This window comes from Rhizobium sp. R339 (assembly GCF_002211395.1).
In the GTDB taxonomy this organism is placed as follows: Bacteria; Pseudomonadota; Alphaproteobacteria; order Rhizobiales; family Rhizobiaceae; genus Rhizobium.
Genome location: NZ_LOKV01000002.1, coordinates 78,958 through 104,613, shown reverse-complemented (window position 1 = coordinate 104,613; position 25,656 = coordinate 78,958). Strand labels below are relative to the sequence as shown.

General features: G+C 61.7%; 22 protein-coding genes and 1 pseudogene. 20 read left to right on the top strand and 3 right to left on the bottom strand.

The annotated features are described in order from the left end of the window. Positions 1–37: 37 nt before the first annotated feature. On the top strand, positions 38–1,240 hold the full coding sequence (locus ATY76_RS06030; RefSeq protein WP_088673996.1) for a pyridoxal phosphate-dependent aminotransferase: 1,203 nt from the start codon (positions 38–40) through the stop codon (positions 1,238–1,240). 6 nt (positions 1,241–1,246) lie between these two features. Here ATY76_RS06030 and nac (ATY76_RS06025) read toward each other — a convergent pair whose 3' ends face one another. Further along, positions 1,247–2,152: a nitrogen assimilation transcriptional regulator NAC gene (gene nac / locus ATY76_RS06025; protein WP_088673870.1), complete on the bottom strand. Its 906-nt coding sequence runs from the start codon at positions 2,150–2,152 to the stop codon at positions 1,247–1,249. Positions 2,153–2,385: 233 nt separating this feature from the next. On the opposite strand from nac (ATY76_RS06025), the gene ATY76_RS06020 reads away from it, so the two are divergent. The 6 genes from ATY76_RS06020 to ATY76_RS05995 all read left to right on the top strand — a co-directional run bounded on the left by ATY76_RS06020 (position 2,386) and on the right by ATY76_RS05995 (position 7,013). Beyond that, entirely contained in the window at positions 2,386–3,165 is a 780-nt protein-coding gene (locus tag ATY76_RS06020; RefSeq protein ID WP_088673869.1) for an SDR family oxidoreductase, read from the top strand. Further along, positions 3,162–3,869, top strand: a complete 708-nt coding sequence (locus tag ATY76_RS06015) for an amino acid ABC transporter permease (protein ID WP_088673868.1) — start codon at positions 3,162–3,164, stop codon at positions 3,867–3,869. The genes ATY76_RS06020 and ATY76_RS06015 overlap by 4 nt, the downstream gene beginning before the upstream one ends. Beyond that, the gene (locus ATY76_RS06010) at positions 3,866–4,621 is read left to right on the top strand and encodes an amino acid ABC transporter permease (protein ID WP_088673867.1); all 756 of its coding nucleotides are present in this window, start codon (positions 3,866–3,868) and stop codon (positions 4,619–4,621) included. Before ATY76_RS06015 ends, ATY76_RS06010 begins: the two co-directional genes overlap by 4 nt. Beyond that, the gene (locus ATY76_RS06005) at positions 4,618–5,382 is read left to right on the top strand and encodes an amino acid ABC transporter ATP-binding protein (RefSeq protein WP_088673866.1); all 765 of its coding nucleotides are present in this window, start codon (positions 4,618–4,620) and stop codon (positions 5,380–5,382) included. Before ATY76_RS06010 ends, ATY76_RS06005 begins: the two co-directional genes overlap by 4 nt. Positions 5,383–5,413: 31 nt before the next feature. Beyond that, the gene (locus ATY76_RS06000; RefSeq protein ID WP_088673865.1) at positions 5,414–6,250 is read left to right on the top strand and encodes an ABC transporter substrate-binding protein; all 837 of its coding nucleotides are present in this window, start codon (positions 5,414–5,416) and stop codon (positions 6,248–6,250) included. An 88-nt stretch (positions 6,251–6,338) separates the two neighbouring features. Beyond that, positions 6,339–7,013: a 4-carboxy-4-hydroxy-2-oxoadipate aldolase/oxaloacetate decarboxylase gene (locus tag ATY76_RS05995; RefSeq protein WP_088673864.1), complete on the top strand. Its 675-nt coding sequence runs from the start codon at positions 6,339–6,341 to the stop codon at positions 7,011–7,013. 50 nt (positions 7,014–7,063) lie between these two features. Here the strand turns inward: ATY76_RS05995 and ATY76_RS05990 are convergent, their stop codons facing one another. After that, complete coding sequence (locus tag ATY76_RS05990) at positions 7,064–7,966, bottom strand: LysR family transcriptional regulator (protein ID WP_088673863.1); 903 nt, start codon at positions 7,964–7,966, stop codon at positions 7,064–7,066. Positions 7,967–8,367: 401 nt separating this feature from the next. Here ATY76_RS05990 and ATY76_RS05985 point away from each other — a divergent pair, with 401 nt between their 5' ends. The 13 genes and pseudogenes from ATY76_RS05985 to ATY76_RS05925 all read left to right on the top strand — a co-directional run. After that, a complete protein-coding gene (locus ATY76_RS05985; RefSeq protein ID WP_088673862.1) occupies positions 8,368–9,411 on the top strand; it encodes an Atu2307/SP_0267 family LLM class monooxygenase in 1,044 nt (347 codons plus the stop codon). A gap of 326 nt (positions 9,412–9,737) precedes the next feature. Continuing rightward, positions 9,738–10,931 (top strand): ABC transporter substrate-binding protein, encoded by a 1,194-nt coding sequence (locus ATY76_RS05980; RefSeq protein ID WP_088673861.1) that lies wholly within the window; start codon positions 9,738–9,740, stop codon positions 10,929–10,931. A 23-nt stretch (positions 10,932–10,954) separates the two neighbouring features. Beyond that, entirely contained in the window at positions 10,955–11,827 is an 873-nt protein-coding gene (locus tag ATY76_RS05975) for a branched-chain amino acid ABC transporter permease (RefSeq protein ID WP_037137580.1), read from the top strand. Positions 11,828–11,865: 38 nt separating this feature from the next. Further along, positions 11,866–12,852 carry a branched-chain amino acid ABC transporter permease gene (locus ATY76_RS05970; protein WP_088673860.1) on the top strand — a complete coding sequence of 329 codons (987 nt, stop codon included), beginning with the start codon at positions 11,866–11,868 and terminating at the stop codon, positions 12,850–12,852. Next, complete coding sequence (locus ATY76_RS05965) at positions 12,849–13,622, top strand: ABC transporter ATP-binding protein (RefSeq protein ID WP_088673859.1); 774 nt, start codon at positions 12,849–12,851, stop codon at positions 13,620–13,622. Before ATY76_RS05970 ends, ATY76_RS05965 begins: the two co-directional genes overlap by 4 nt. Next, positions 13,615–14,355: an ABC transporter ATP-binding protein gene (locus ATY76_RS05960; protein WP_088673858.1), complete on the top strand. Its 741-nt coding sequence runs from the start codon at positions 13,615–13,617 to the stop codon at positions 14,353–14,355. Before ATY76_RS05965 ends, ATY76_RS05960 begins: the two co-directional genes overlap by 8 nt. Positions 14,356–14,397: 42 nt before the next feature. Continuing rightward, the gene (locus ATY76_RS05955) at positions 14,398–15,606 is read left to right on the top strand and encodes an aspartate transaminase (RefSeq protein WP_088673857.1); all 1,209 of its coding nucleotides are present in this window, start codon (positions 14,398–14,400) and stop codon (positions 15,604–15,606) included. A 128-nt stretch (positions 15,607–15,734) separates the two neighbouring features. Then, a complete protein-coding gene (nac, locus tag ATY76_RS05950; RefSeq protein ID WP_088673856.1) occupies positions 15,735–16,673 on the top strand; it encodes a nitrogen assimilation transcriptional regulator NAC in 939 nt (312 codons plus the stop codon). A 229-nt stretch (positions 16,674–16,902) separates the two neighbouring features. Continuing rightward, positions 16,903–18,966, top strand: a complete 2,064-nt coding sequence (locus ATY76_RS05945; protein ID WP_088673855.1) for a hydantoinase/oxoprolinase family protein — start codon at positions 16,903–16,905, stop codon at positions 18,964–18,966. Positions 18,967–18,977: 11 nt separating this feature from the next. Continuing rightward, positions 18,978–20,654 carry a hydantoinase B/oxoprolinase family protein gene (locus ATY76_RS05940; protein WP_088673854.1) on the top strand — a complete coding sequence of 559 codons (1,677 nt, stop codon included), beginning with the start codon at positions 18,978–18,980 and terminating at the stop codon, positions 20,652–20,654. 9 nt (positions 20,655–20,663) lie between these two features. Continuing rightward, positions 20,664–21,467, top strand: a complete 804-nt coding sequence (locus ATY76_RS05935) for an SDR family oxidoreductase (RefSeq protein WP_088673853.1) — start codon at positions 20,664–20,666, stop codon at positions 21,465–21,467. Positions 21,468–21,483: 16 nt separating this feature from the next. Then, positions 21,484–22,185, top strand: a complete 702-nt coding sequence (locus ATY76_RS05930; protein ID WP_088673852.1) for an aldolase/citrate lyase family protein — start codon at positions 21,484–21,486, stop codon at positions 22,183–22,185. 360 nt (positions 22,186–22,545) lie between these two features. Continuing rightward, positions 22,546–23,359 (top strand): annotated as a pseudogene (locus tag ATY76_RS05925) (IS30 family transposase); the annotation flags it as partial. Between the two features lie 85 nt (positions 23,360–23,444). Here ATY76_RS05925 and ATY76_RS05920 read toward each other — a convergent pair. Next, positions 23,445–25,451: an EAL domain-containing protein gene (locus ATY76_RS05920; protein ID WP_190233604.1), complete on the bottom strand. Its 2,007-nt coding sequence runs from the start codon at positions 25,449–25,451 to the stop codon at positions 23,445–23,447. Positions 25,452–25,656 lie beyond the last annotated feature (205 nt).

Sequence of the window (25,656 nt, the reverse complement as noted above, 5' to 3'; positions counted from 1 at the left end):
ATCTTTCGTTTCAATCCCTTATCGAAGGACCATGTCGATGTCCCTCATCGCTGACCGCCTGAAAAATGTTTCCATATCCGCATCCGCCGCCATGACCCAGCGCGCCCGGGAATTGGCCGCGAAAGGCATCAAGGTCGTCAGCCTCTCCTCCGGCGAACCGGATTTCCCGACGCCAGCGCACGCGATCGAGGCGGCCCATGCGGCTGCCCTTGCAGGCGATACGAAATATCCGCCGATGGACGGCACGCCGGCGCTGAAGGCCGCCATCATCCGGAAGTTCAAGCGCGACAACAATCTCGACTACGATGCCAGCCAGATCGTCGTCTCAGGCGGCGGCAAGCAGGTGATCTTCAACGCCATGCTGGCGACCTGCAATCCGGGTGACGAAGTGGTCATCCCCACCCCCTCCTGGGTCAGCTATGCCGACATCGTCAAATTCGCCGGCGGCGTGCCGGTCGCTGTCCCCTGCCACGAAGAGACCGGCTTCAAGCTGCGTCCTGAGGATCTGGAAGCGGCGATCACGCCGCGCACCAAATGGCTCTTCCTGAATTTCCCGAACAATCCGACCGGTGCTGCCTGCTCCCGGGCGGAGATGGCAGCCATTGCCGAGGTCATGCTGCGCCATCCCCATGTCTGGATCATGACTGACGACATCTACGAGCACCTCGTCTACGACGACTTCCAGTTCTGCACGATGGCGGAAGTCGAGCCGAGGCTCTACGACCGCGTCCTGACGATGAACGGTGTCTCTAAGGCTTACGCGATGACGGGCTGGCGGCTCGGCTTCTGCGCCGGCCCGAAGGATCTGATCTCGGCCGTCAGCAACGTCAACGGCCAGAATGGCGGCGGCATCGCGACGCTGACGCAGGCCGCGGCGACCGCAGCGCTCGACGGGCCTCAGGACCTCCTGAAGGAGCGCGCCGCAATCTACAAGAAAAGACGCGACTTCGTCCTCGGCAGATTGTCGGAGGTGGAAGGCCTGCGTTGCCATAGACCAGAAGGCGCCTTCTATATCTATCCCAACATCTCGGGTCTGATCGGCAAGACCAGCAAGGGCGGGCGAAAGATCGAGACGGATGTCGACTTCGTCATGGCGCTGGTGGAGGAGCATCATGTCGCGACCGTGCAAGGCGCGGCTTACGGAATGAGCCCCTTCTTCCGCATTTCATACGCCACCAGCATGGAAAAGCTCGGCGAAGGCTGCGCGCGCATCGCCCAGTTCTGCAAGGAGATGCGCTGACCGCTTTTAACCTTTTAGCCGGGCCGTCAGTTCCAGAAGGATGTCGCGGACGGCGAGGGCCGGTTCCGACAAAGGATTCTGGTCGGAAACGCAAAGCGAAAGCGTTTCCTCTATCCTGGGCGAGACGAGCCGGCAGATCAGCGGCTCGCCCGATTCCGAGACGATGCGATCGGCTATGGCCCGCGGCATGATCGTCGCGCCGAGACCGCTCGCGACAGCGCGGGCGAGCGTACGGACGATTTCGACTTCCGCCACGACTTTCAGATTGGTGCGCGTGCGCGTGAAGGCGGTATCGACTGCGCGGCGGACGAAATTATAGGCCGGCGGCAACAGCATCGGCATCCCGTCGAGAGCATTGACCGGAACCGGCTTCGCATCCGCTTCGATCGCAAAGTCGCGATGGGCAACGAGGAAGAATTCCTCGCTGAGGATCGGCTCGAACCGCACACCCTTGATCGGGCCGGTTCCATGCAGAAGCGCCATTTCCAGCCGGCCGTTCATGATCATCTGGCTATAGGTCTGGCCGACACTTTCGGTCAGATGCAGCAGGATGCCGGGATGCAGTTTCCTGGTCTCGGCGAGCAGATCGACCGAGAGCGTCGCGGCGCTGCTGAAGGGCACCAGGCCGACGGAAACGCGCCCCGCAAGCGAGTTGCCGGCGGCGGAAGCATCGGCCTGCGCCTGCTCCATCTGCCGCAGGATGATCTGCGCATGGCGATACACCGCATGTCCCGCATCGGTCATGCTGACGCCCTGCTGGCTGCGGATCAGCAGCTTGTGGCCGAAATGCTCCTCCAGTGCCGCAAGCTGCTGGCTCAGCGCCGGCTGGGCGATATGCAAAAGATCCGCCGCGCGCGTGATGCTGCCGCTGTCGACGATCACGATGAAGGATTTGAGACGTCTGATGTCCATGAGGATCGGGGTACCATTCTAATCTGCATGGCAGCATGTTTGCAGAGGCGCATTGCTTTTGCAACGCGACGCGGTCTCGGGCTCCGCGCACAAGGATGCTCCGCAGCCCTATTGTCTCTGCTTCTGCAGGCCGCGGCTGCTCCATAACCGTTGCTTATTGCTCCAGAGATAATCGGTCTTAGGCAAGGGGTTAAAGCTTCGCTACTGTCTCAATCAACAACAAGGGAACGACAATGCCATTCTCCGACTACAAGACCGCACTGGTAACCGGCGCATCTTCCGGAATCGGCGCAGCCGTTGTCGAGCGGCTCCGCCGGGAGAACATTGAGGTCCATGCCGTAGCCCGCAGTGCGGACGCGCTGCAGCAGCTGGCAGAACGCACCGGCTGCATCCCTCACGTCATCGACGTGACCGACCGCCAGGCGATGGCCGAGCTCGCGGGTCGGGTGGAATTCGACATTCTCGTCAACAATGCCGGCGTCGACCGGCCGAAGAAATTCCTGGAAGCCGACGAGGGCGATATCGATCTTCTCGTCGACGTCAATCTCCGCGCGGTCCTGCACCTCTGCCGCCTGGTCGTGCCCGGCATGGTGGCGCGGGATCGCGGCCACGTCATCAATATCTCGTCGATCGCCGGCGCTTATAATTTCGGCGGTAACTCCTCCTATCACGCCACCAAGGCCGGCGTGAGCATGCTGTCCAACCAGCTGCGCATCGACGCTTTCGGCAAGCGGGTGCGGGTCACGGAAATCTGCCCCGGCCGCGTCGCCACCGACATTTTCAACCATGTCCATGGCAACGACCCCAGCGTCCGCGAGAGGTTCATCGACGGCTTCGAACTGCCGCAGGCGACCGATATCGCCGATGCGATCGCCTTCGCAATATCGGCTCCCGTCGCGGTCAACATCGGACATATGGAGATCACGCCGACGCTGCAGGTCATGGGCGGCCTGCAGACGGCAAAGCCGCAGCCTGCGACGAAGACGGATCCATCCGAGGAGCCGGGCCCGTGAGCGGTTTCGATCTTTCGGCCATCCTGGGCAATCCCGAATATGCCGCCATGCTGCTGCATGGCATCCAGATGACCTTCATCATCTATGCCGGGTCCTGGACACTGGCGATGGCACTGGCGCTCGTGCTGCTGGCTGTGCGCCTGTCGCCCTTCCGCTTCGGCGATCCGTTGGTCGCCGCTTACGTTTCCTATCACAGGAACGTCCCGACGCTGGTGCAGCTGATGCTCTGGTATTTCGGGATCTTCACGCTGATGCCGAGCGGCCTCTCGGCATGGCTGGCAAGCCATAATGCCGAGGCGATCTTTGCGGTGATTGGCCTTGGCCTCTGCCAGGCGGCCTATTTCAGCGAAGATCTTCGTTCGGGTGTGCGATCGGTCAGCGACGGCCAGATGCAGGCGGCTCGCGCGCTCGGCCACGGTTACGTCTCGGCGATGCGCTTCGTCATCATGCCGCAGGGCGTGCGCAACGCGCTGCCGCCGCTTATCAATCACAGCGTCTCCCTGTTCAAGAACAGCAGCCTCGCGGTCGTCATCGGCGCGTCGGAACTGACGCATGCCGTCAAGGAAATCGAGAACCTCAGCTTCCGGACATTCGAGATCTACCTGATCGGCACGGTCCTCTACCTCTTCTTCTCGCTCGTGATCATGAGCGTCGGCGCCTACCTGTCGATGCGCGCGGATCCTGCCTGGAGGGCGCGCGCATGATCCAGGACATGGTCGCCATCATCCACGACTACTGGCTGCTGCTTTTGATCGGCCAATATCCGAACGGGCCGCTCGGCGGGCTCGCCAACACGCTGATCCTTTCCGCGCTCAGCATCGCTCTCGCCTTTCCGGCGAGCATCCTGTTCGCCTTGGCGCGGCTTTCCAAATCGCGGCTCTTGCGCTGGCCGGTCACTGCGCTCGTTTATTTCACCCGCGGCGTGCCCCTGCTGATGCTCATCCTGTGGAGCTATTTCCTGGTGCCGCTGCTGACGGGCGCCGACGTGCCGAGTTTCGTCACCATGCTGACGACGCTGGTGGTCTATCAGAGCGCGTTCCTGAGCGAGGTCGTGCGCGCCGGCATCGTCGCGCTGGGACCGGGCCAGATGGATGCGGCGCGTGCGCTTGGCCACAGCTATATGGGCGCGATGCGCTACATCATCCTGCCGCAGGCGCTCTACAACATGATCCCGAGCATCATCTCCACCTTCGTCTCGACGATCAAGGACACGACGCTCGGCTATGTCATCAACGTGCCTGATCTGACCTTTGCGGCAAGCCAGGTTAACAATCAGCTGCTGACGCAGCCCTTCCAGGTCTTCCTCATCCTGGCGATCGTCTACTTCATCATCTGCTGGACGCTCACCTACTTCGCCAATCGCCTTGAGCGGCGCATCACGCGGCGGCGTGCGGGACTGCTCAACGTCCCCGCCGCCGTGGTCGCGCCATCGAAAATCGTATCGGAGCAGCTATGACCATGTCCGTTTCAGCACAGGAATCGCAGACGATCCGGCTCTCGAAAGTCTGCAAGAGCTATGGCGACTATCCGGTCTTGAAGGACATTGATGCTGAGGTCGCGCGCGGCGAGGTGGTCGTCATCTGCGGCCCGTCCGGTTCGGGAAAATCGACCCTGATCCGCACGATCAATCGCCTTGAGGAGATCAACAGCGGATCGATCACGCTCGAAGGGCAGAACATTCACGCCGCCATGCGGGCGAAGGAACTCAATGCGATGCGCAGCCGGATCGGCTTCGTATTCCAGAACTTCAACCTGTTTCCGCATCTTTCGGTCGCCGAGAACGTCTCGATGTCGCCGATCCGGGTGAAGGGCGTTACGCCCGATGTCGCGCACGAAAAGGCCCTCAAGCTCCTCGACCGCGTCGGTCTTGCCGACAAGGCCCGCGCCTATCCCGGCCAGCTCTCTGGCGGCCAGCAGCAGCGCGTGGCGATCGCCCGCGCCCTTGCCATGGAACCGCCGGTGATGCTGTTCGACGAGCCGACGAGCGCGCTCGATCCCGAAATGGTCGGCGAGGTGCTCGCCGTCATGAAGAGTCTCGCCTCCGAGGGCATGACCATGCTCTGCGTCACCCACGAGATGGGTTTCGCGCGCGAGGTCGCCGACCGGATCTGGTTCATCGATGCCGGCCAGATCATCGAAATGGCGGCCCCCGAAGACTTCTTCACCAATCCACGCCATCCCCGCGCTCAGCGTTTCCTCGCTGATCTCAGGCACTGACACCAACGACCAAAAACAAAGGAGAACAGCAATGAACTGGAAATATCTGAGCCTCACCGTCGCATTCGCCGGCATGGCGGCAGCATTGCCCGCGAAAGCCGATCAGCTCGACACCATCATGTCGGCCAAGACCTTGCGCTGCGCGACTTTCGCCGACGTTCCTCCCTTCGCCTCTCCCGATCCGAAGACCCGCGAAATGGCCGGTTTCGACGTCGACCTCTGCGGCGCCATCGCCAAGGAATTGGGCGTCAAAGCTGAAATCAAGCCGGTTTCGGTCGAAGCGCGCGTGCCCGAGGTCAAGCTCGGCCGCGTCGACATCACCGTCGCCAACCTTGCCTATACGCTGAGCCGCGCCGAACAGATCCAGTTCAGCGATCCCTATTATCTCGCCAAGGAAATGCTGATCGTGCCGGCCGACGATGCCGGCAAGACGAAGGCCGATTATGCCGGCCAGCGCATCGCCTCGACCAAGGGTTCGACCTCGGAGATGTCGATCAAGCTCAACAAATCCGACCCGCTGACCTTCCAGGATACCGCCTCGGCCTACCTCGCCGTCCAGCAGGGCAAGGCGCGCGGCATGGTCGCCAACACCATGACGACGACCAAGTTCGTCAATGAATCGAAGAGCAAGGGCAAGGAAATGCGGATGATCGAGGAGCCGATGCTCTACCAGCCGATCGGCATCGGCATGGCCAAGGATCAGCCGAAGCTGACGGCCAAGATCAACGAAATCCTGCACAAGCTCGACGAGTCTGGCGAGATCAACAAGATCTGGGACAAGTGGCTCGGCCCGAACACCGAGTACAAGATGACCCGCACCGACAAAGTCGTGCCGCTCGCGCAGCTGAAATTCGACCCGATCCCGTAGACCGACCGGTCTCGGAACCTCCCGAAGACATTCAACCGAGACAAGACGGCGGGATTTGCCCGCCGTCTACCAACGATGTGAGGCACCCATGATTCATATAAAAGACATCGCTGAACGGCCCAGCAAAGCTGACATCGAGGCCGTTTCGAAATTTTCGCCGGCGACCATCCACGAGGCCCAGGGCCGCCGCGGCGCGCTTTCCTCCCGCCTCAAGCCCGTGGACTACCGCATGAAGCTGTGCGGCCCGGCATTCACGGTCAAATGCGCGCCGCGCGACAACATCATGCTGCAGCTCGCCATCAACTATGCCAAGCCCGGCGATATCATCGTCGTCTCGGCGGGCGAATATGAGGAGGCCGGCTCCTTCGGCGATGTGCTCGCCAATGCCTGCCTTGCCAAGGGCATCGGCGGCCTCGTCACCGACACCGGTGTGCGCGATACGCTTCAGCTCAGGGAACTCGGTTTTCCCGTCTTCTCGCTCAGCGTCTGCATCAAGGGCACGGTCAAGGAAACCATTGCGGCGGTGAACGACCCGATCATCGTCGGCGGCGAGACCATTAATCCGGGCGATATCATCGTCGGCGATGCCGATGGTCTCGTGGTCGTGCGCCGGCAGGAAGCGCGGGAAGCCGCTAGCCTCTCGCAGGCTCGTGAAGATGCGGAAGCCGGCTATATCGCCGCCTACAAGGCGGGCAAGTCGGTCATCGAGGTCAGCAAGCTGGAACCGGTGCTGAAGGCCAAGGGCCTCGTCGTCGATATTTGAAACGGCATCGGCGGCCCGGCGAAGCGAAGAGCGCCAGCGGAAGGGTTTCGCTACCTGGCGCTTGAGCAGATCTTCAGCCGCTCGATCAGCCATCGCCCCGCCGGCCCCGGCGGGACATCCGAGCGATAGGCTGCCGACATCGGCAGCCTCAGTCCGCCTGCGGGAATATCCTCCACCGTCAGCTCCACCAGACGCCCGGCCTCGATGTCCGTTCGGACCGCGTGTGACGGCATCCCGCCCCAGCCAAGCCCGTTGATCAGGAAAGTGTGCTTGGCGAAGAGATCGGCCAGCCGCCAGGTCTGGGGCGACATCACGCCGAACTCCCGTCCTTTCGACAGATCCGTTCGATCGGTCAGCACCAGTTGGACGTGCTTGGCGAGTTCGGCTCTCGAAATCGTTCCTTCGATCGCCGCAAGCGGATGATCCGCCGCTGCAACGACCAGGAACATCACGCCGGCGAGCGGCTCCGTGACGACGCCGGGCGGCATGGCCGGCAACGAGCCCACGATGCCGAAATTCGCCCGCTGATCGAGTACCGGCTGAACGGTGCCGCCGAGCGCCTCCACGAACAGCCGAAGCGGCACATTGGGAAACTGCTGCCGAAAATCCTTGGCTGCCTCGGCGATCACGTGAATCGGGAAAAAGACGTCGATGACGACGGATAGCTCCGGCTCCAGTCCTGCGGCCATTCCCTTCGCCTGAGACTTGAAGGCATCGACCTTGGCGATGACCTCGCGGGCGGTCGCAAGCAGCATATTGCCCGATGCCGTCAGTTGCGGATAACGGCCGCTGCGATCGAAAAGGTCGACACCGAGCTGGATCTCGAGGCTGCGGACCAGCTCGCTGACCGCCGATTGCGCGCGCCCGAGCTTGCGCGCGGCCGCGGAAAAGCTGCCCTCATTGGCGGCGGCGATGAAGGTCCGCAATTGATCGAGCGACAAACCATCCAGCATGGCGAACTCCGGTGACGTCGACCCTGCTTCGCGCCGGCGAGACAGCAACTTCGGTCAATCATATCTTAGTATCGGATAAACCGATAGATTATCTCGGAAAATAACGGCTATTCGGATGGTCGCGAACATGTCATCGAAGCGCCGCTACCTGAAACCACAGAACGGGCCAGCGTAAACAACACAGTCGCACCGCCGCACCTTCGCGACCATCCTCGACGCACTCCGCTGACCCAAGCGTCGTATCAACCCTATTTCTAGAGGTACCAATGCTCCGCCTCACCATCCTCCTGCTTGCTTGCCTTTCCGCCGCCGGATGCCACACGACGCAGTTCGGCCAATCGCTCGGCTGGCCAGAACCGCAGCGCACCGGCAGTTCCTATTGAGCAGGAAGGATCGAACCTTTGGAAATCGGTATCGACAGTTTTGCAATGCTCGTCACCGATCCGAAGTCGGGACGGTCTCAATCGGCGAGCGATCGCATGGAAACCGTTCTGGCCGAGGTCGAGACCGCCGATCGCGTCGGCCTCGACATCTTCGGCATGGGAGAGCATCACCGGGAGAATGCGCTCGATTCAGCGCCTGCCGTCATTCTCGCCGCCGCCGCCGCACGCACCAGGACCATCCGGCTGACGAGCGCCGTCGCGGTATTGAGTGCCGCCGATCCGGTCCGCCTGTTCCAGGAATTTGCAACTCTCGACCTCATATCCAGGGGACGGGCGGAGTTGGTGGTCGGGCGGGGCTCCTTCGTCGATGCCTATCCGCTCTTCGGCTACGACCTCAGGGATTACGACGCGCTGTTCGTCGAAAAGCTCGATCTCCTTCTCAAGCTCAATGACGCGCCGCGTATCGCGTGGCAGGGCCGTTTCCGGCCATCCCTGAACGGCGAGGGCGTTTATCCCCGCCCGCATCAGGAGCGTCTGCCGATCTGGCTCGGCGTCGGCGGCACGCCGGAATCCTTCGTCCGCGCCGGCACGCTCGGCCTGCCGCTGATGGTCGCCGTCATCGGCGGCAATTTCGAGCGCTTCCGGCCGCTCGTCGATCTCTATCGGCGGGCATGGCTAAGCGCCGGCCACCCTCCTGAAAAACAGAAAGTCGGCCTGCACGCGATGGGCTTCGTCGCCGATACCGACGAAGCCGCCAAGGATGTCTTCTTTCCCGGCTGGCTGCAGATGTTTACCGAGGCCGGGAAGGAGCGAGGCTGGCTGCCGCCGTCGCGCAGCCAATTCGACGCGATGTGCGGCCCCCGCGGAGCTTTCCTGATCGGCAGCCCGCAAACAGTTGCCGAAAAAGTCCTCGCCGCCAACGAGACATTGGGAGGAATTTCCCGCGTCACCTTTCAGATGAGCACCGCCGCGCTCGAAACGGAAGCGATGCAGCGTTCGATCGAGTTGCTCGGCACCGAGGTGGCGCCGTTGCTGCGCCGTGCGGCCGGAGCAGATCGATAAACACCTGTTATTGAAAATTAATCTCTCTCTTGCCTCTGGCGTTCCACCGGAACGCTGGAGGCGGCTTGATCTCGATGACCAAGCAGCAGCAGCGCATCTTTCCCGCGCCGCTTTTTATTTTCCTCCTTCACGTCCGATATTCTTTCCGCGCCTGCCTGATCGCTATAACGAAACGCTATGGCGGCAGAATGGAGTTATGTTGGCCAAACTCCGGCGCATGAACTTACTGTGACATAGCTGGCTGAAGCCGGCCTTGAAGAACCGCTTAAGCGGCGAAAGATGGTCCGAAGATGGACCGGAAGGTTTCCTAACACGGAGCGGAACAGATGACCTACTCGCTTACTCGCAGAGCTCTTTGCATGACGACCGCAATCCTGTCGTTGTCCGCCATCGTGCCGGGCCTCTCGGCCCCGGCAAGAGCGGACGAAGACACGATCAAGCTCGGAATTGTCGCGCCGATGAGCGGCCCCAACGCGCGCTACGGCGCATTTTCGACGCGCGGCGCGCAGCTTGCCGTCGACGAGATCAACCAGGCAGGCGGCGTCGACGGCCACAAGATAGAAATCTATTCGGCCGACAGCCAGGGCACGCCCGTCGAAGGCGTATCCGCCACACGCCGCCTCATTGACGAGGACGAAGTCTCCTTCGTCATCGGCGACGTCTCCAGTTCCGTCACCCTCGCGATGCAGCCTGTGGCCGAAGATGCGGGCGTTCTTCTTCTGAATGCGGCCTCCTCGAACCCCAAGATCACCTATGGCGCAGGCGTCGGCGGCTACAAGTGGACGTTCCGCAACTATCCGACCGACGAAAACCGCGCCTTGATCGTCGCCAAATATGCCGCCGAACAGCGCGGCTTTACGAAGTACGCCGTCCTCTCCGTCGATACCGATTATGGCCGTTCGGCGATCGAATTCACCAAGAAGTACTTGCCGGAATTCAAGGGCGAGATCCTCAGCGAGGATTATTACAAGGAAGGCGAGGTCGATTTCCGCAGCGTGCTGTCGAAGATCCGCGACAACGGAGCCCAGGCGATCATCATGTACGGCCTTGCCGATACGACGCCGATCGTCGCCCGCCAGATGGTCGAACTCGGCCTTGCCGGCAAGGTGACCCTCGTCGGCAATGGCGAGTTCAATACGGCCAAGACGATTGCTTCGGCGCCGACGGCGCTCGAAGGCGCGGTCGAGGCCGCAGCATGGCTTCCGGCGTGGGATTCCCCGGAAAGCAAGGCCTTCGTCGAAAAGTTCACGACGACCTACAACGAAGCACCGAACAACCATGCCTATGTGCACTGGGATACCGTCCACCTTCTCGCCAAGGCGATCCACGAAGCGGGCAGCATCGACCAGGAGAAGGTCCGCGACGCTCTCTCCAAGATCAAGTATAAAAGCCCTGTGGGCGAAGTGACGTTCGACGATCACAATCAGGCGCGTCTGCCGATGATCCTCCTGCAGATCGAGAACGGCAAGCCCAGCATCAAGGGAGCCTATACCGCAGACATCAAGTACCCGACCCAGTAATCGGGGTCGCGAGGAGTACAACCATGTTCTCGACCATTCTCGAGCAGGTCGTCAACGGAATCGTGACCGGCTCCGTCTATGCGATCGTAGCCGTCGGCATGACGATGATCTTCGGCGTCCTCAGGGCGATCAATTTCGCCCATGGCGAATACTACATGCTGGGAACGTTCGGGGCCTGGTTCGCGATCGACTATCTCGGCCTATCGTATGAGGCCTCGATCGTCGTCGGCGTGCTTTCGACGATCGTCATCGCCTATGTCGTCGGGCGCTTCGTGATGCAGCGCATGGTCGGCGCCCCGGCGGAGGCCGGGGTGCTCGCCACGCTCGGCATTGCGCTGGTTCTCCAGAATACCGTCATTCTCGTCTTCGGCGGCGGCTACAAGTTCTTCACCGGCGGTTATATCGAGCCGGTTTCGATCCTCGGCTTCAGCCTCGCCGAACAGCGGATCCTGATCCTGGTCGTGACGCTCCTCGTCTTCATCGGCCTCGAGCTGATGGTCACCTACAGCCGCATGGGCAAGGCGATGCGGGCAGTATCGCAAAATGTCGAATGCTGTGAGGTGGTCGGCATCGACGTCTCGCAGGTCGTGCTGCGGACGTTCATTCTTGGTGCTGCGCTTGCCGCACTTTCGGGCGTGCTGACTGCACCCGTCAACGTGAGCGTCTATGGCGGTATGGGTGAGCTCATCACCTTCAAGACGCTTCCGATCATCATCATGGGCGGCCTCGGCAACGTCCGCGGCACCTTCTTCGCGGCCATGATCCTCGGCATCGCCGAAAGCCTGGTGGCGACCTATGTCGGCCTCCAGTTCCGCGACACAGTCGGCTTCGCGACCCTGATCCTGATGCTGATGTGGCGACCGCACGGCCTCTTCTCCGCGCAGGCGCGCTTCTAGGCGCTCTGCAGGCCCATTCCTGACCTCGAGGACACGACATGTCTCTCACCGAAACCACTGCACAGCCGAGACGGCGCGATCTCAGGATCCCGCTCGCCGCCCTGTTGATCGCTCTCGCCGTGGCCGCTCCCTTCATCGGCAGCCGTTACGTCACGCATTCCCTGATCATCGCTCTGATCTTCATGCTGCCTGCGCACGGACTGAACCTTCTGGTCGGCTACACCGGTCTTCTGTCCCTGGCCCAGGCGGCCTTCTTCGGCATCGGCGCTTATGCAGCGGGTCTGCTGGCCGTCCACTACGGCACACCCTTCTACGTCAATATCCTTGCAGCTGCCGCCATCGCCGGCGGACTGGCCCTCCCGCTCGGCATTCCCGCCCTCCGGCTGCGCGCGACATCCTTCGTGATGTGCACGCTGGGCTTCGTCATCATCGGGCAGGCCATCGCCAAGAACTGGATCTCGCTGACCCGCGGCGACATGGGGCTCTCCAGCATCCCGAAGCCGCACTTTGCCCTTGGCCCATGGTCCTTCACCATATCGGGCACGACGAATTTCTATTACCTGACGCTCGCGGTCGCTCTCCTTGCCACGTTGCTCGTCTGGGCGATCGTGCGCTCGCCGGCCGGCCGGAACATGGTCGCCATTCGCGAGAACGAGACGCTGGCGGAATCCGTCGGCATCCCCACCTGGCGCTACAAGCTCATCGTCTTCATGATCAGCGCCGCCTTCGCCGGCGCCGGCGGGAGCCTCTACGCCCACTACCTGACGGTCGTCAGCCCGCTGACCTTCCAGATGTATTATTCCACCACCGTGCTGATCATCGTGCTCGGCGGCGGCGCAGGCACCATCTCCGGCACGATCATCGGCAGCCTGCTCTTCGTCGGCCTGACCGAGGCGCTGCGCGTCGCCCCCGAAATGAGAATGATCGTCTATGGCCTCTGCCTGCTGATCCTCGTGTTCTGGTTCAAGAAAGGCTTCGCTCCGCTGATCAACCGCTTCTGGGACGCGATCGGAGGTGCGAAATGACAACTCATCTTCCCATCCTGCAGATCAGAAATCTCAGCAAGTCCTACGGCGCGGTCAAGGCGGTCAACGATGTCAGCCTGCACATCGAGCGCGGCGAGATCGCCGGGCTCATCGGCCCCAACGGATCCGGCAAGTCGACCTTTTTCGACTGCTCGACGGGGCTTGCCCGCCCCGACGCCGGCACCGTCGTTCTCGACGGTCAGGACATCACTGGCTGGTCGCTGAACAGGATCGCCCGCGAGGGCAAGATGCTCCGCTCGTTCCAGAAGACCGTGACGTTCCGGTCGCTAGATGTGGAGGAAAATCTTGTCATCGCAGGCCAGATGTTCACCTTTCCCTCGCTCTGGTCGACGTTCGGCATCGGCGCCGCATCTCGAAATCGCGTGACCGGACTGCGGGAACGGGCGCGCGATCTCATCAAGATGGCCGGTCTCTGGGACGTGCGGCATCAGCCGGCGGGAAACCTGTCGGGCGGCCAGCAGAAGCTCATTCAGTTCGCCTCCATGCTGATGCCGGAGCCGAAGCTCATTCTTCTCGACGAGCCGATGGCGGGCATCAATCCGAAGATCATCGAGCGCGTGGTCGAGACCATTCTCTATGCCAACAAGAACCTCGGGGTCAGCTTCCTCGTCATCGAGCACAATATCGATGTCGTGACCAGCATCTGCCAGCGGGTGATCGTCCTGGATCAGGGCGCGAAACTCGCCGAGGGACTGCCGCAAGACATCATTCAGGACCAGCGCGTGAGGGAGGCTTACCTCGGTGGCTAATTCGAATCTCACAATTCAGGATCTGCGGGCCGGCTACGGCAACCTCGACATTCTGAACGGCGTCGATCTCGATGTGCTGTCCGGCCAGTTCGTCGCGCTCATGGGACCGAACGGCGCCGGAAAATCGACGCTGCTCAAGTCGCTCTACGGCATGACGACGATCAAGGGCGGCAGCATATCCTGGCGGGACAGGAACATTGCCGGATACAAGCCGCGCGCCATCCTCGGGGAAGGCATATCCTTCGTGCCCCAAGGCCGCTGCAATTTTCCGCTGATGACGATCGACGAAAACCTGCAGATGGCCGCCTATACTCTGCGCGACGCCAAGGTGAAGTCCGACAGGGACTATGTCTATGATCTCTTCCCGATCCTGAAGACGCGGCGCAACACGCTCGCCGGAAACATGTCCGGCGGCGAGCAGCAGCTCCTGGAAGTCGCGATGGCGGTGCTGCAGCGCCCGAAAGTGCTGCTCGTGGACGAGCCCTCCGTCGGGCTGTCGCCGGCCGCAATCGGCATCGTCTTCGACGAACTCCTGCGGCTTCACGCGGCGGGAATGACCATCCTTCTCGTCGAGCAGAACACCAAGAAGGCGATGGAGGTCGCGCAGCGCGCGGTCATCCTGCGTCTGGGCAAGGTGATCTGGGACGGGCTCCCCAAGGATATCACCCATGACGAGCTGGGTGAGCTGTTCCTGACCGGAAAGATGCGCGGCGAACTCGAAGCCGCGCATTAGACTAATCGCCCAAGCGGGCTTTATTTCACCGAGGAACCAACCATGAACAATTTCGTGGCCGCGTCGCGCGTGGCGCGCATCAAGATTTCGCCCAGCACCGCAGCATCGGCGCGGGCGCGCGAGCTGAAGGCGGCGGGCAAGGACATCGTCGATATGACCGTCGGCGAACCCGATTTCGATACGCCCGAGAATGTAAAGGCTGCGGCGCATGCAGCGATCGATCGCGGTGAAACCAAATACACGGCGGTCAATGGAACGCCGGCCCTTCGCAAGGCGATCATCGGCGACTTCGAACGCCGCCTGTCGCTGCAATATGCCGACAACGAGATCTGCGTCGGCGGCGGGGCCAAGCAGATCCTGTTCCTCGCCTTGATGGCGAGCGTCGAGAACGACGCCGAAGTCATCATTCCGGCGCCGTACTGGGTGTCCTATCCCGATATGGTGATCGCCAACGACGGCAAGCCTGTCATCGTCGAGTGCCCGCAGGAAAAGGGTTTCAAGCTGACGCCGGAAGCGCTCGAAGCGGCGATCACGCCGAAGACGCTCTGGCTGATCCTCAATGCGCCGTCGAACCCGACGGGCGCCGCTTACAGCCGCGGAGAGCTGGAAGCCCTTGGCGAAGTCCTGCTGCGGCACCCGCATGTCTTCGTCCTTTCGGACGACATTTACGACCAGGTCTGGTTTCGCGAGGAGCCGATGACGACGCTGGTCGCGGCCGTTCCGGCGCTGAAGGACCGGGTGCTTCTGACGAACGGCGTCTCGAAGTCCTACGCCATGACCGGCTGGCGCATCGGCTATGCGGCCGGACCGGCTCCGCTGATCGCGGCGATCAACAAGCTGCAGTCGCAGATGTCGTCCTGCCCGTCCTCGGTCAGCCAGGCGGCCGCCGCTTATGCTCTATCCGCGGATCAGTCCTTCGTGCGTGACAGCGTCAAGGTCTACAAGGAGCGCCGTGATTACGCCTGCGGCCGCCTCAATGCCATTCCGGGAATTTCCTGCCGGGTGCCGGACGGCGCCTTCTATCTCTTCCCGAACTGCGCCGGCGTGATCGGCAGAAAGACGCCCGAGGGAAATCCGATCGAAACCGATCTGGACTTCGTCCTCTACCTGCTCGACGGCGTCGGCGTCGCCGCCCTGCAGGGAGCGGCCTATGGGCTGTCGCCCTACTTCCGTCTTTCGATCGCAACCTCAATGGAGGCGATCAAGGAAGCCTGCGACAGAATCGAACGCGCCGTTGCGGATTTGCGCTAGAGCAATGTCGGGAAGGGGCACATGCTTCCTTCCCGCTGCAACTTGTTGAATCGGCGCGCCATAGTTTCCGAAAATCGATTCCGATTTTCGGGCCGATGCGCTAGGGTCCACGAAAGAGAGCGTGGACCATGAGCGTAGATTTCCGCAAGCTGAAAAGCTTCGTCAAGATCGTCGATACCGGCAGCGTGTCCCGTGCCGCGGCGATCCTTCGAACGGCACAGCCGGCGCTGTCGCAGCAGATTGCCTCGCTGGAAGCGCATTTCAAGCACAAGCTCCTGATCCGCAGCAATGTCGGCATCACACCGACCGAGGCCGGGCTCATTCTCTACCGGCACGCCCAGTTGATGCTGAAGCAGATCGATCAGGCGCAGATCGACATCAACCAGGCGACCGCCTCCATTGCCGGGCGCGTCTCGATCGGGCTTGCGACCTATTCGACGTCGAGCTCGCTTTCGCTTCCGCTGCTGCGCGAAATGCGGATCAGGCATCCCCAGATCGTCGTGCACATCAACGACAGTTTCGGACAGATCCTCAGCGAACTGATCATGACCGGCAAGATGGACATGGCGTTGATCTATGCCTCCGAACCGATCAAGGGCACGACGCTGCAGCCGCTTTTCAAGGAGGAGATGTTCCTCGTTTCGCCGCCCGGCGAAAACCTCCCCGGTGCCGCTGGCGAAGCCCTGGCCTTGAGCGCGCTCGCCGAGATGCCCCTGCTGCTGCCCAGCAAGAACCATCTGCTGCGGCGCCTGATAGACGATGCGCTGGCGCGCGCCCGCGCAACGCCGACGGTCGTCTCGGAGATCGAGTCGGTTCCGGCCTTGAGCGCCGCCGTCCTCGACGGACTGGGCTCGACCATTCTGCCGGCCTCGGTGGTCACGGCGATCCCTTCCTTCGCGGGTGCCCAGGTGCGCCCGCTGACCAGGCCGGTTATCGACGCCACCGTCTCGCTATGCGTGTCGGATCATCTTCCGCTCTCCGAGCCCGCTCTCGCGGCCAAGGCGGTGCTCCTCGAAATCGTCGGCCACATGACCGCAACCGAACATCCGGGCATTCGTCCCGTGTAGGATCGGCAGAAACCTTCCGGCCAGCACCTCCTCTTCACCGCCCGAGCAGGCGCCCTATCAACCGGGTATTGCAGCGCATCCGCTATAAGCAAACCCTATGGCGGCAGACGCGAGTTGTGTTGGCCAACCGCCGCCGAACTCACCTAACCTTGTGAGAGATAAGGGGTTCGGCCTTCGGACCCGCGGTTAACGGGCGCATGCGGCGCCGAGCTTCTGCTTCGAGGGAAACATGGCAAAACTGGCTTTCGACACTGGCGGCACATTCACCGATTTCGCTCTCCTCGACGACAGCGGCGAGCTGCATCTGCACAAGGTGCTGAGCACGCCGAAGAACCCGGCCGAAGCGGTCGTGCAGGGCGTGTCCGAGCTGCTCGAACAATTTTCCGCTTCGATCGCCATGGACAACCTGCAGGTCCTCGGCGCCACGACGGTCGTCACCAATGCCGTTCTCGAACGCAAGGGTGTCGAAACCGGCTTCGTCACCACGGACGGCTTCCAGGACATGCTGCGCATCCGCAACGAAGGCCGCTACGACCTTTACGACCTCAACATCAAATATCCCGATCCGCTCGTCACCCGCGCCAACAGCTTCGGCGCCGAGGAAAGGATCGCCGCCGATGGCGAAGTGATGACGGCGCTCAGCGAAGACAGCGTGCGCGAGATTGCCGGCCGCCTGCGCGAGAAGGGCGTGCGTTCCGTGGCGGTGTGCCTGCTGCACGCCTACAAATATCCTCAGCATGAAAAACGCGTGGCCGCCCTTCTGCGCGAAGAAAATCCGGACATCTTCGTCTCGATCTCCTCCGAGGTCTGCCCCGAGATGCGCGAGTTCGACCGCGCTTCGACCACTGTGGTGAATGCCTATACCCGTCCGCAGATGGCTGGTCACGTCGCCCATCTCGAGCGGGAGTTCGCCAAGAAGGGCATCGATCGCCAGGTTCTGTGGATGACCTCCTCCGGCGGCCTGGTGCCGAGCCGGCGCGCCGCCGAGCTTCCGGTCCGCCTCATCGAATCCGGGCCTGCGGCCGGCGCCGTCGCTGCCGCCGAGTTCGGCCGGGTTGCCGGCGAAACCAGCGTGCTGTCCTTCGACATGGGCGGCACGACGGCGAAACTCTGCCTCATCCCGAACGGTGAGCCGAATGTCGGGATCGACCTCGAAGTCGCCCACTACCAGCGCTTCCGCAAGGGGTCCGGCTTCCCGCTGAAGATCCAGTCGATCCAGATGATCGAGATCGGCGCCGGCGGCGGCTCGATTGCCGCGAAGAACCCGCTCGGCCTGCTCGACGTCGGCCCGCATTCGGCGGGCGCCATGCCTGGACCGGCCGCCTATCAGCGCGGCGGCACCCAGCCGACGGTCACGGACGCCGATATCCTGCTCGGCTACATGGGCACAGAGTCCTTCGTCGGCGGCTCCTTCAAAGTCTCCAGGGAAGCCGCGCACGATGCCATGGTCAAGCTCGCCAATTCTCTGGAGGTCAGCGTCGAGCGCTGCGCCTGGGGCATTCACGACCTCGTCAACGAATCCATGAGCAAGGCGGCCGCCATGCATGCGACCGACCTCGGCGTCGACCCGCGCTCGCTGCCGATGGTGGCCTTCGGCGGCGCCGGCCCGGTTCATGCCTATGGCATCGCCCGCAAGCTCGGCATCAAGCGTATCATCTGCCCGACCGGCGCCGGCGTCAGCTCAGCCATCGGCCTTCTGATCGCACCGGTCGCGGTTGATCTGTCGATGAGCCATCCGATGTCGGTGAACGCCTGGAATAGCGCCGAGATGAACCGCATCCTCGATGATCTCGCCGCACAAGGCGCCGAAGTAGTGTCGGCTGCGGGCGTCGCCAAGGAGACGATCGCAAACCGCTTTACCGTCGATATGCGGCATGTCGGCCAGGGCCACGAGATCACCGTCACCCTGCCGGATCGGAACCTTCCCGAAGAGGAATTCCTCAAGCAGCTCACCGACAATTTCTTCAAGCTCTACCGCGAACTCTTCGGCCGCACCGTGGCCGCATCCGTCGAGGTCATCACCTGGCGGCTTCGGGCGAGCGGCGGGAAAGACCAGGTCACCCGTCCTCACGAGACGCAGGCGGAAGAAGCCAGGAAGGGCAGCCGCCAGGTCTATTTCCAGGAACTGGGCGCCTATGCGGAAACCTCGGTCTACGACCATTACAAGCTTCCGGTGAACCACGAGATCAAGGGACCGGCCATCGTCGAACAGCGTGAATCGACGGCCGTCGTCGGCCCGAGTGGCATCTTCCATGTCGATGCCAGCGGCAATCTCGTGATCAATATTCTCTAAGGGAACATCAGATGTCGAAGCCCGTCACCGATTTCAACGATCCGATCAACCTGCAGGTCATGTGGAACCGCCTGATCTTCATCGCGGACCAGGCCGACAATGTGCTCGGCAAGACGGCGTTCTCGCCGATCGTGCGCGAAAACCACGATTATGTGACCGTTCTTCTCGACAGCAAGGGCCGGGCGCTCGCCCAGTGCACTTGGTCGATCCCGGTCTTCATCACCTCGCTGCCTGCCGCCGCGCAGAAATTCTTCCTTCCGAAATTTCCCGCCGGCGCGCTGGAGGAAGGGGACGTGCTGGCGACCAACGATCCCGAGATCGGCACCGGCCATCTGCCCGACGTGACGATGATCACGCCGATCTTCAAGAACGGCAAGGTCGTCGCCTATGCCGGATCCATCGCCCACCTGCCCGATATCGGCGGTGCGCCGCTCCACTCCGAAGCCAGCGACATTTTCGAGGAAGGCATCCGCTTTCCGATCGTCAAGCTGCTCAAGGCGGGCGTGCCGAACAAGGATGTGTTCGACATCATCGAAGCATCGGTGCGTCTGCCGACCGAAGTCCGCGGCGACCTCGAATCGATGATCGCGGCGAACAACGTCATGGGCCGCGAGCTCGTCAAGTTCCTCGACGAGTACGGTCTCGACGACGTCGACGGCCTGGCGAATGCGATCCATACGCGCTCGGAAGCGCAGACCCGCAAGGCCATCCGCGCGTGGCCGAACGGCAGCTATTGCGCCGAGATGCTGCTCGACGGCTATTACGTCGACATCACGCTCAAGGCAACCGTCGTGGTGAATGACGACTCGATCCATGTCGACTACCAGGGCACCTCGCCGCAGGTGCTGCATTCGATCAACTGCCGCACGAATTATCGCTACGCCCATTCGGTCTATGCGCTGAAATGCCTTCTCGATCCCGATACGCCGAACAATGAAGGCTGCATCACGCCGATCACCGACGATGCCCCGCTGGGATCGATCCTGAACCCAGAACAGTGGACGGCCGGCAATTCGCGCAATCTGATCGGCCACGCCATTCCGTCGCTGATCTTCAAGGCCCTGGAAGGCGTCGTGCCCGACAAGGTGATGGGCGACAGCGGCGGCGCGCCGATCTGGGCCGCAAACTGCGTCGGCCGCCGTGACGACGGCACGCAATACGGTTCGGTTCAGAATTTTCATGGCGGGCAGGGCGCCCGCGCCGAATTCGACGGCCTCGATACGCTGAGCTTCCCGTCGAACTGCAAGGTCACGGCGATCGAAATGTTCGAGATCGCGGTTCCGGCGCTGACGGAACGCAAGGAACTGATCGCGGATTCGGGCGGCGCCGGCAAACATCGCGGAGGTCTCGGACAGCGCGTGGTCCTTCGCAACCTCGGCAAATCGCCGATGAACATCTACCTCGCTTCCGAACGGGTGCGCCATCCCTGCTTCGGCGTCGTCGAGGGCCAGAACGGCACGGCGGGCAAGGTCTTGAAGAATGGAAAGCCGCAGTTTCCGAAGGGCAAGGTCGTCCTGAAGACCGGCGAGCGCCTCGAGGTGGAAACCCCCGGCGGAGGCGGCTGGGGCCGCGCAAGCGAGCGCGCTGCCGAGTTTATCGAGCAGGATCTCGCCGAGGGCTTGATTACGCCGCAGGCAGCGAAGACGGTCTATCGCTACAAGGGTGCCGATGCGGTCGCCGCCGAGTAGGAGATGGACATGGGTTTGCTGGATGGAAAAATCGCCCTCGTAACGGGGGCCGGGACCGGGATCGGAAAAGAAGCCGCGCTGCTTCTCGCCAAAGACGGCGCGAGCGTCGTTCTGACCGGCCGGCGCATCGAGCCGCTCAGCGAGGCTGCCGGCCTCGTCGCGGCGGCGGGCGGCAAGGCTTTTGTGAAATCTCTCGACATCGAATCGCGTGCGGACATCTTCGCCGCGGTCGAGTGGGTCAGGGAAAACGTCGGCCCCATCGACATTCTGGTCAACAATGCGGGCAGCGCCAGCAAGGTGCTGAACGCCCGGTTCCTCAGCGAAGAGGAATGGAATTCGACCGTCAACGTCAATCTGACGGCGGTTTTCAATCTCACCCAGGCGGTTCTTCCCGATATGATCGCGAAGGGCGAGGGAACGATCATCACCGTTTCATCGCTCGCCGCGCTCAATCCGAATCTCCTTGGCGGCGCCGCCTATGGCGCTGCCAAGGCCGGCGTGAAGAATTTCATGACCTTCCTGCACAACACCTACAGAAACCAGGGCATTCGGGCGACGACCATCCTGCCCGGCGAGACGGACACGCCGATCATGAACAACAGGGCCCGGCCGCCGCTTGAGAGCGAACGCGCGGTCATGCTGGACCCGCACGACGTCGCCAGGGCGATCGCGCTCTGCGCCAGCCTGCAGAAGGGCGCGGTCATCCCGGAACTGCATATCTGCCCGACCTTCATGCGCGACACGTCGGCCGATATCGAGGTTGCGCGCTGGGTGGGCGCGCCGGCCGGCACGCCGGACCTGCCAAAGAAATAATCAGGAGGAGCACATCATGAACGGTGCAAAATTGCGCGCCCGGCTTCAGGCCGGCGAACCCATTACCATGTTCACGCCGCATCATTCCTCCTCGGGCCTCGCCGCCCGGCTGGTCGAACTCGGCGCCGACTCCGTCTTCGTCGACTGTGAACACGGCACCTGGAGCTTCGAGGACGTTCGCGAAACCGCACAGATCGTTCGCTCGGTCGGGGGCGCTGCGATCATTCGGCCTCACTCCCACGAACGGCCGATCATCATCCGGTATCTGAACGCCGGCGCCGACGGGATCATGGTGCCGATGGTGGACAATGCCGACGAGGCGCGGGCCATCGTCGAGGCGGTCCGCTACGCGCTCCCGGCGGACCATGAAAAACGCCTGGTCGTCGCCATGATCGAGACCGTGGAGGCCATCGGCAACCTCGACGAGATCGCCAGGGTGGAGGGGATCGACGTCTTCTTCATCGGACCCGGCGACCTCTCCCAGGACATGGGCCTCCCGCCGGCCCCGGCCTTCGGCGAGCCCCGGCCGGCAGAAGTACGGGAGAAGGTTGCTGAAGCGGTCGGGAAAATCCGTTCCGCCGGCAAGATTGCCGGCACCCTAGTCACTGCGGACGAACTGCCGGAATGGCTCGAAAAGGGCGTGCAGTTCTTCTACATCCACTCCGACCCCTTCCTGAGGCGCGGCATCGCAGCGATCAGGCAGACGCTGGCGCGGTAGGGTGAAGGATCTCGAATTCCTCTTCCATCGAAGAGTGACCGCTCGGCTTGATCTGTTCCGGCAGCATGGAGAAACGTCGATGACGGACTTGCTTCCCATACGGCCTTGCGGCTACCCATATTGAGGAACGGCGCGGCCAAAGAATTGAACCGCACCATGCACCGATTGCACCGCCATTATTCGCAGCTATCATGGCGGCGGTGATTTCTTCTTTGTTCGCTCCCCTGCACGCCGGCGTCGCGTCCAGGCAAAGGCTATGTTCCATAATTCCGCTTATCTGATTTTTGACTGTAGCGGGTACATTCTATTTCCAAGCGCGACATGCCAGAAAAAACAATGGCTTCCCTTTGGAGATTTGGAATGTCCCGATGCTATTTGCAACTGACCCTCGCCGATCGCCGTCGCCTGCACCAGCTTGTCGAACGCAAGGTGCCGGTCAATGAGATGGCGCGCCAGCTCGGCCGGCACCGCTCGACGATTTTCCGCGAGCTCAAGCGGAATGCTTTTGAAGACCCGCACATGCCGGATCTGAGCGGCTACTATTGCGTCACCGCCAACGAGATGGCCCGGGAGCGCAGAGCCAAGCTGCGCAAGCTCGCCCGGTTCTCCCATGTGCGCCAATCGGTGATCGAACGGATCATCCATGGCTGGTCGTCACAGCAGATCGCCGGCCGCATGCGGCTGGAGCGCCATCCAATCTGCGTCAGTTATGAGACGATCTACAAGTTCGCCTATTCCGCAGACGGTCAGGCCATCAAACTGTGGTGGCACCTGCCGGAGCGGCGTGCGAGACGCAGATCGCGGCATGCCGCCGGCGTCACGGTCGCCGCTTCGGCCCGGAACTCAACATCCTCCATCGTCCCGATACTGTCGCCGAGCGCAAGCAGTTCGGCCACTGGGAGTGCGATCTCATTCAGTTTCGCAAGAAGTTCGGCAAGGCCAACGTGACCTCATTGGTCGAGCGGGTCAGCCGTTTTGCTGTCTTCCTTCGCAACAATGACCGGCAGTCGAAGCCGATCATGGACGGGTTGATCGAGGTGCTCCAACCCCTGCCCCACGCTGCTCGACAATCACCTTCGACCGAGGCACTGAGTTCAGCGAATGGCCCTATCTGCAGGCTGGCATCGGAACGCAGACTTGGTTCTGTGACCCGCAATCGCCTTGGCAGAAAGGCCCTGTGGCGAAATGGGCGGATGACACCTCTCCCGGATATACTTCATTCCGCCTTGCGAAAAAGAGGCGCTTGATAGGATCTGAACCTATGCGCCATTCCCAAATAGACGTTTGGAATCAAAGTTCCTGACCATGCCGAACGGCAACACGTTATCAGTTTCAAACTGAGCTGCCGGCGCGGGGCGGCCAATGTAATATCCCTGAAGCTGATTGATTCCGTACTGCTGCATCAGCCGCTGATGTTCAATAGTCTCCACGCCTTCAATGAGGATCCTCACGCCGCGATTGCGCAGCAGGCTGATGATGTCAAGCAACATCCTCTTGCCTCTTTCCGTGTCGCAGTCATGGAGGAAGGACCTATCGATCTTGATGGTGTCGAATTCTATGAGACGAAGCCAAGAGAGCCCTGCGAACCCCGTGCCAAAGTCGTCGAGCCAGACTTGAGCGCCCAGCTTTCTCAGATCGCTGATGCAACGAACCACATCCTGGTCGATTTCCAGCTCCACCCCTTCGGTAATCTCGAAAGCAAGCCGAGCGCCCGTGACGTCGAATTCAGCGAGTGTCGCTGCGACATAGCTGGCGAAACCTGGCATCTTGAGTTCAATCGGCGAAACGTTGACGCTTGCCACTTGCACCACGCCGGTCGCCAACAGGTCCCGGCAGACAGTGCGGATCGCCCACCGCCCCAGTTCGATGATCGACCCTGTCCTTTCCGCGACTGGAATAAATGTGGCGGGGGATACCGCCGTTCCGTCCAACATCCTCAAACGCATTAAAGCTTCAACGGCATCCATCTTGCCTGTCTGCACGTTGCGGATCGGCTGATAGACGAGGGAGACAAGGTCGTGTTCAACCGCGATCTTCAGGGTCGCAGCTATATCCTCGCTGTCATCGCTACTCAGCGGGTCTTCAGGATCGAAGACCCGCAGGGTGTTGCGGCCCGTTGCCTTGGCGGCATAAAGCGCCCGATCAGCTTCATGAATGACCTTGTCGACCTGCTTGGTCTGGTCCCGCGTATAGGAGACGCCGACACTTACGGTGATGACGGTGGTCCCGTCTCGCCTGTGCTCGTGCGGCCAAGCCAGCGCTCGAACGGCAGCACACATGGCTTCCGCGAGCTCCGCCGCTCTTTCCGGGTTCGGCATCGGTGTGATGACGATGAATTCCTCGCCGCCATATCGCCCGATGATCGCGTCATGGGACAAGGCCACGTTTTGAAGAAGCTGGGAGACCGCTACAAGACACCGGTCACCTTCTTGATGGCCGTAGCAGTCGTTATAGCGCTTGAAATGATCCACATCGATAAGCAGGACGGCAAAGGGCGCCCTCTGGTCCTGCCAGCGTTGCCAATGATCACGCAGACGTTGATCGATTGCCCGGCGATTTTCCAGGCCGGTCAACGAGTCCGTATTCGAGAGGTGCAAAAGAGCCTTGCCCCTTTCATCGGCCGCAGCCTGCTGCAAACCAGCTTCAAGAGCATTGAGGAACACTTTGTAGCGCTCTCGATTGAGCTGAAGGTTCACGTAAGAGGTAAAAATAAAGCAGGAAATGCAGAAGGCGCCGAGGATCAGCTTGTGGAGAAGCACCATAGGCACGAACAGATAGAGGGCGCCGATGAAGATGAGCACGTTCGTTGCGGAGGCGGCAAGAGCAACCGGAAAACGGAAACTGAAGAACAAGTTGACGCTCATCATAAAGATCGCGCCAAAAACCATATAATATGAGAAAGCGTCCCTGACCGTGGTCATCTGGCCGGTCAGAAGCCAGACAAGATAAGCTGCCAGGACGGACACCGCCGCGGCCATGTCGACCGTGTCGGCCTTTGCTTTGCGGTAGAGTAAGAGTTCCAGCAGGCAGAGCGCAGTGACGCCGACCGCCAACCGGCCAGCAATTGTGTACTGAACGACATCACCGATAAAAAGATAGTCCGTGAAAGAGTAGGCAAGGTAAGCAGCCACCGCTATCCAGAGGCCCTTGCGCGTCGCGCTCTTTCGGCCGCTCTCGCTCTCCTTACTATAAATGCGACGCAACTGTTCTGACGACAGTGTCGGCCGCGTGGCGGCGACTGCGGTCTCGGCTAACACGTGCATCATGCCCCTGCCACCCAACATCTTGCAGCAGTTGTCCTACACAGACCGCTAGCTGAAGCTGGATAGCCCTACACAGACCCCACATCAACCGATAACGCCCGAAACGATCCCCAAGCGGGCGGAGTATCTCTTGGGTTCACTAATACTTTCTAAAGCCAGGACGTGCACGGGGACGCTGCCGCCAACCTTTGCGCTTGACCTTCATGAA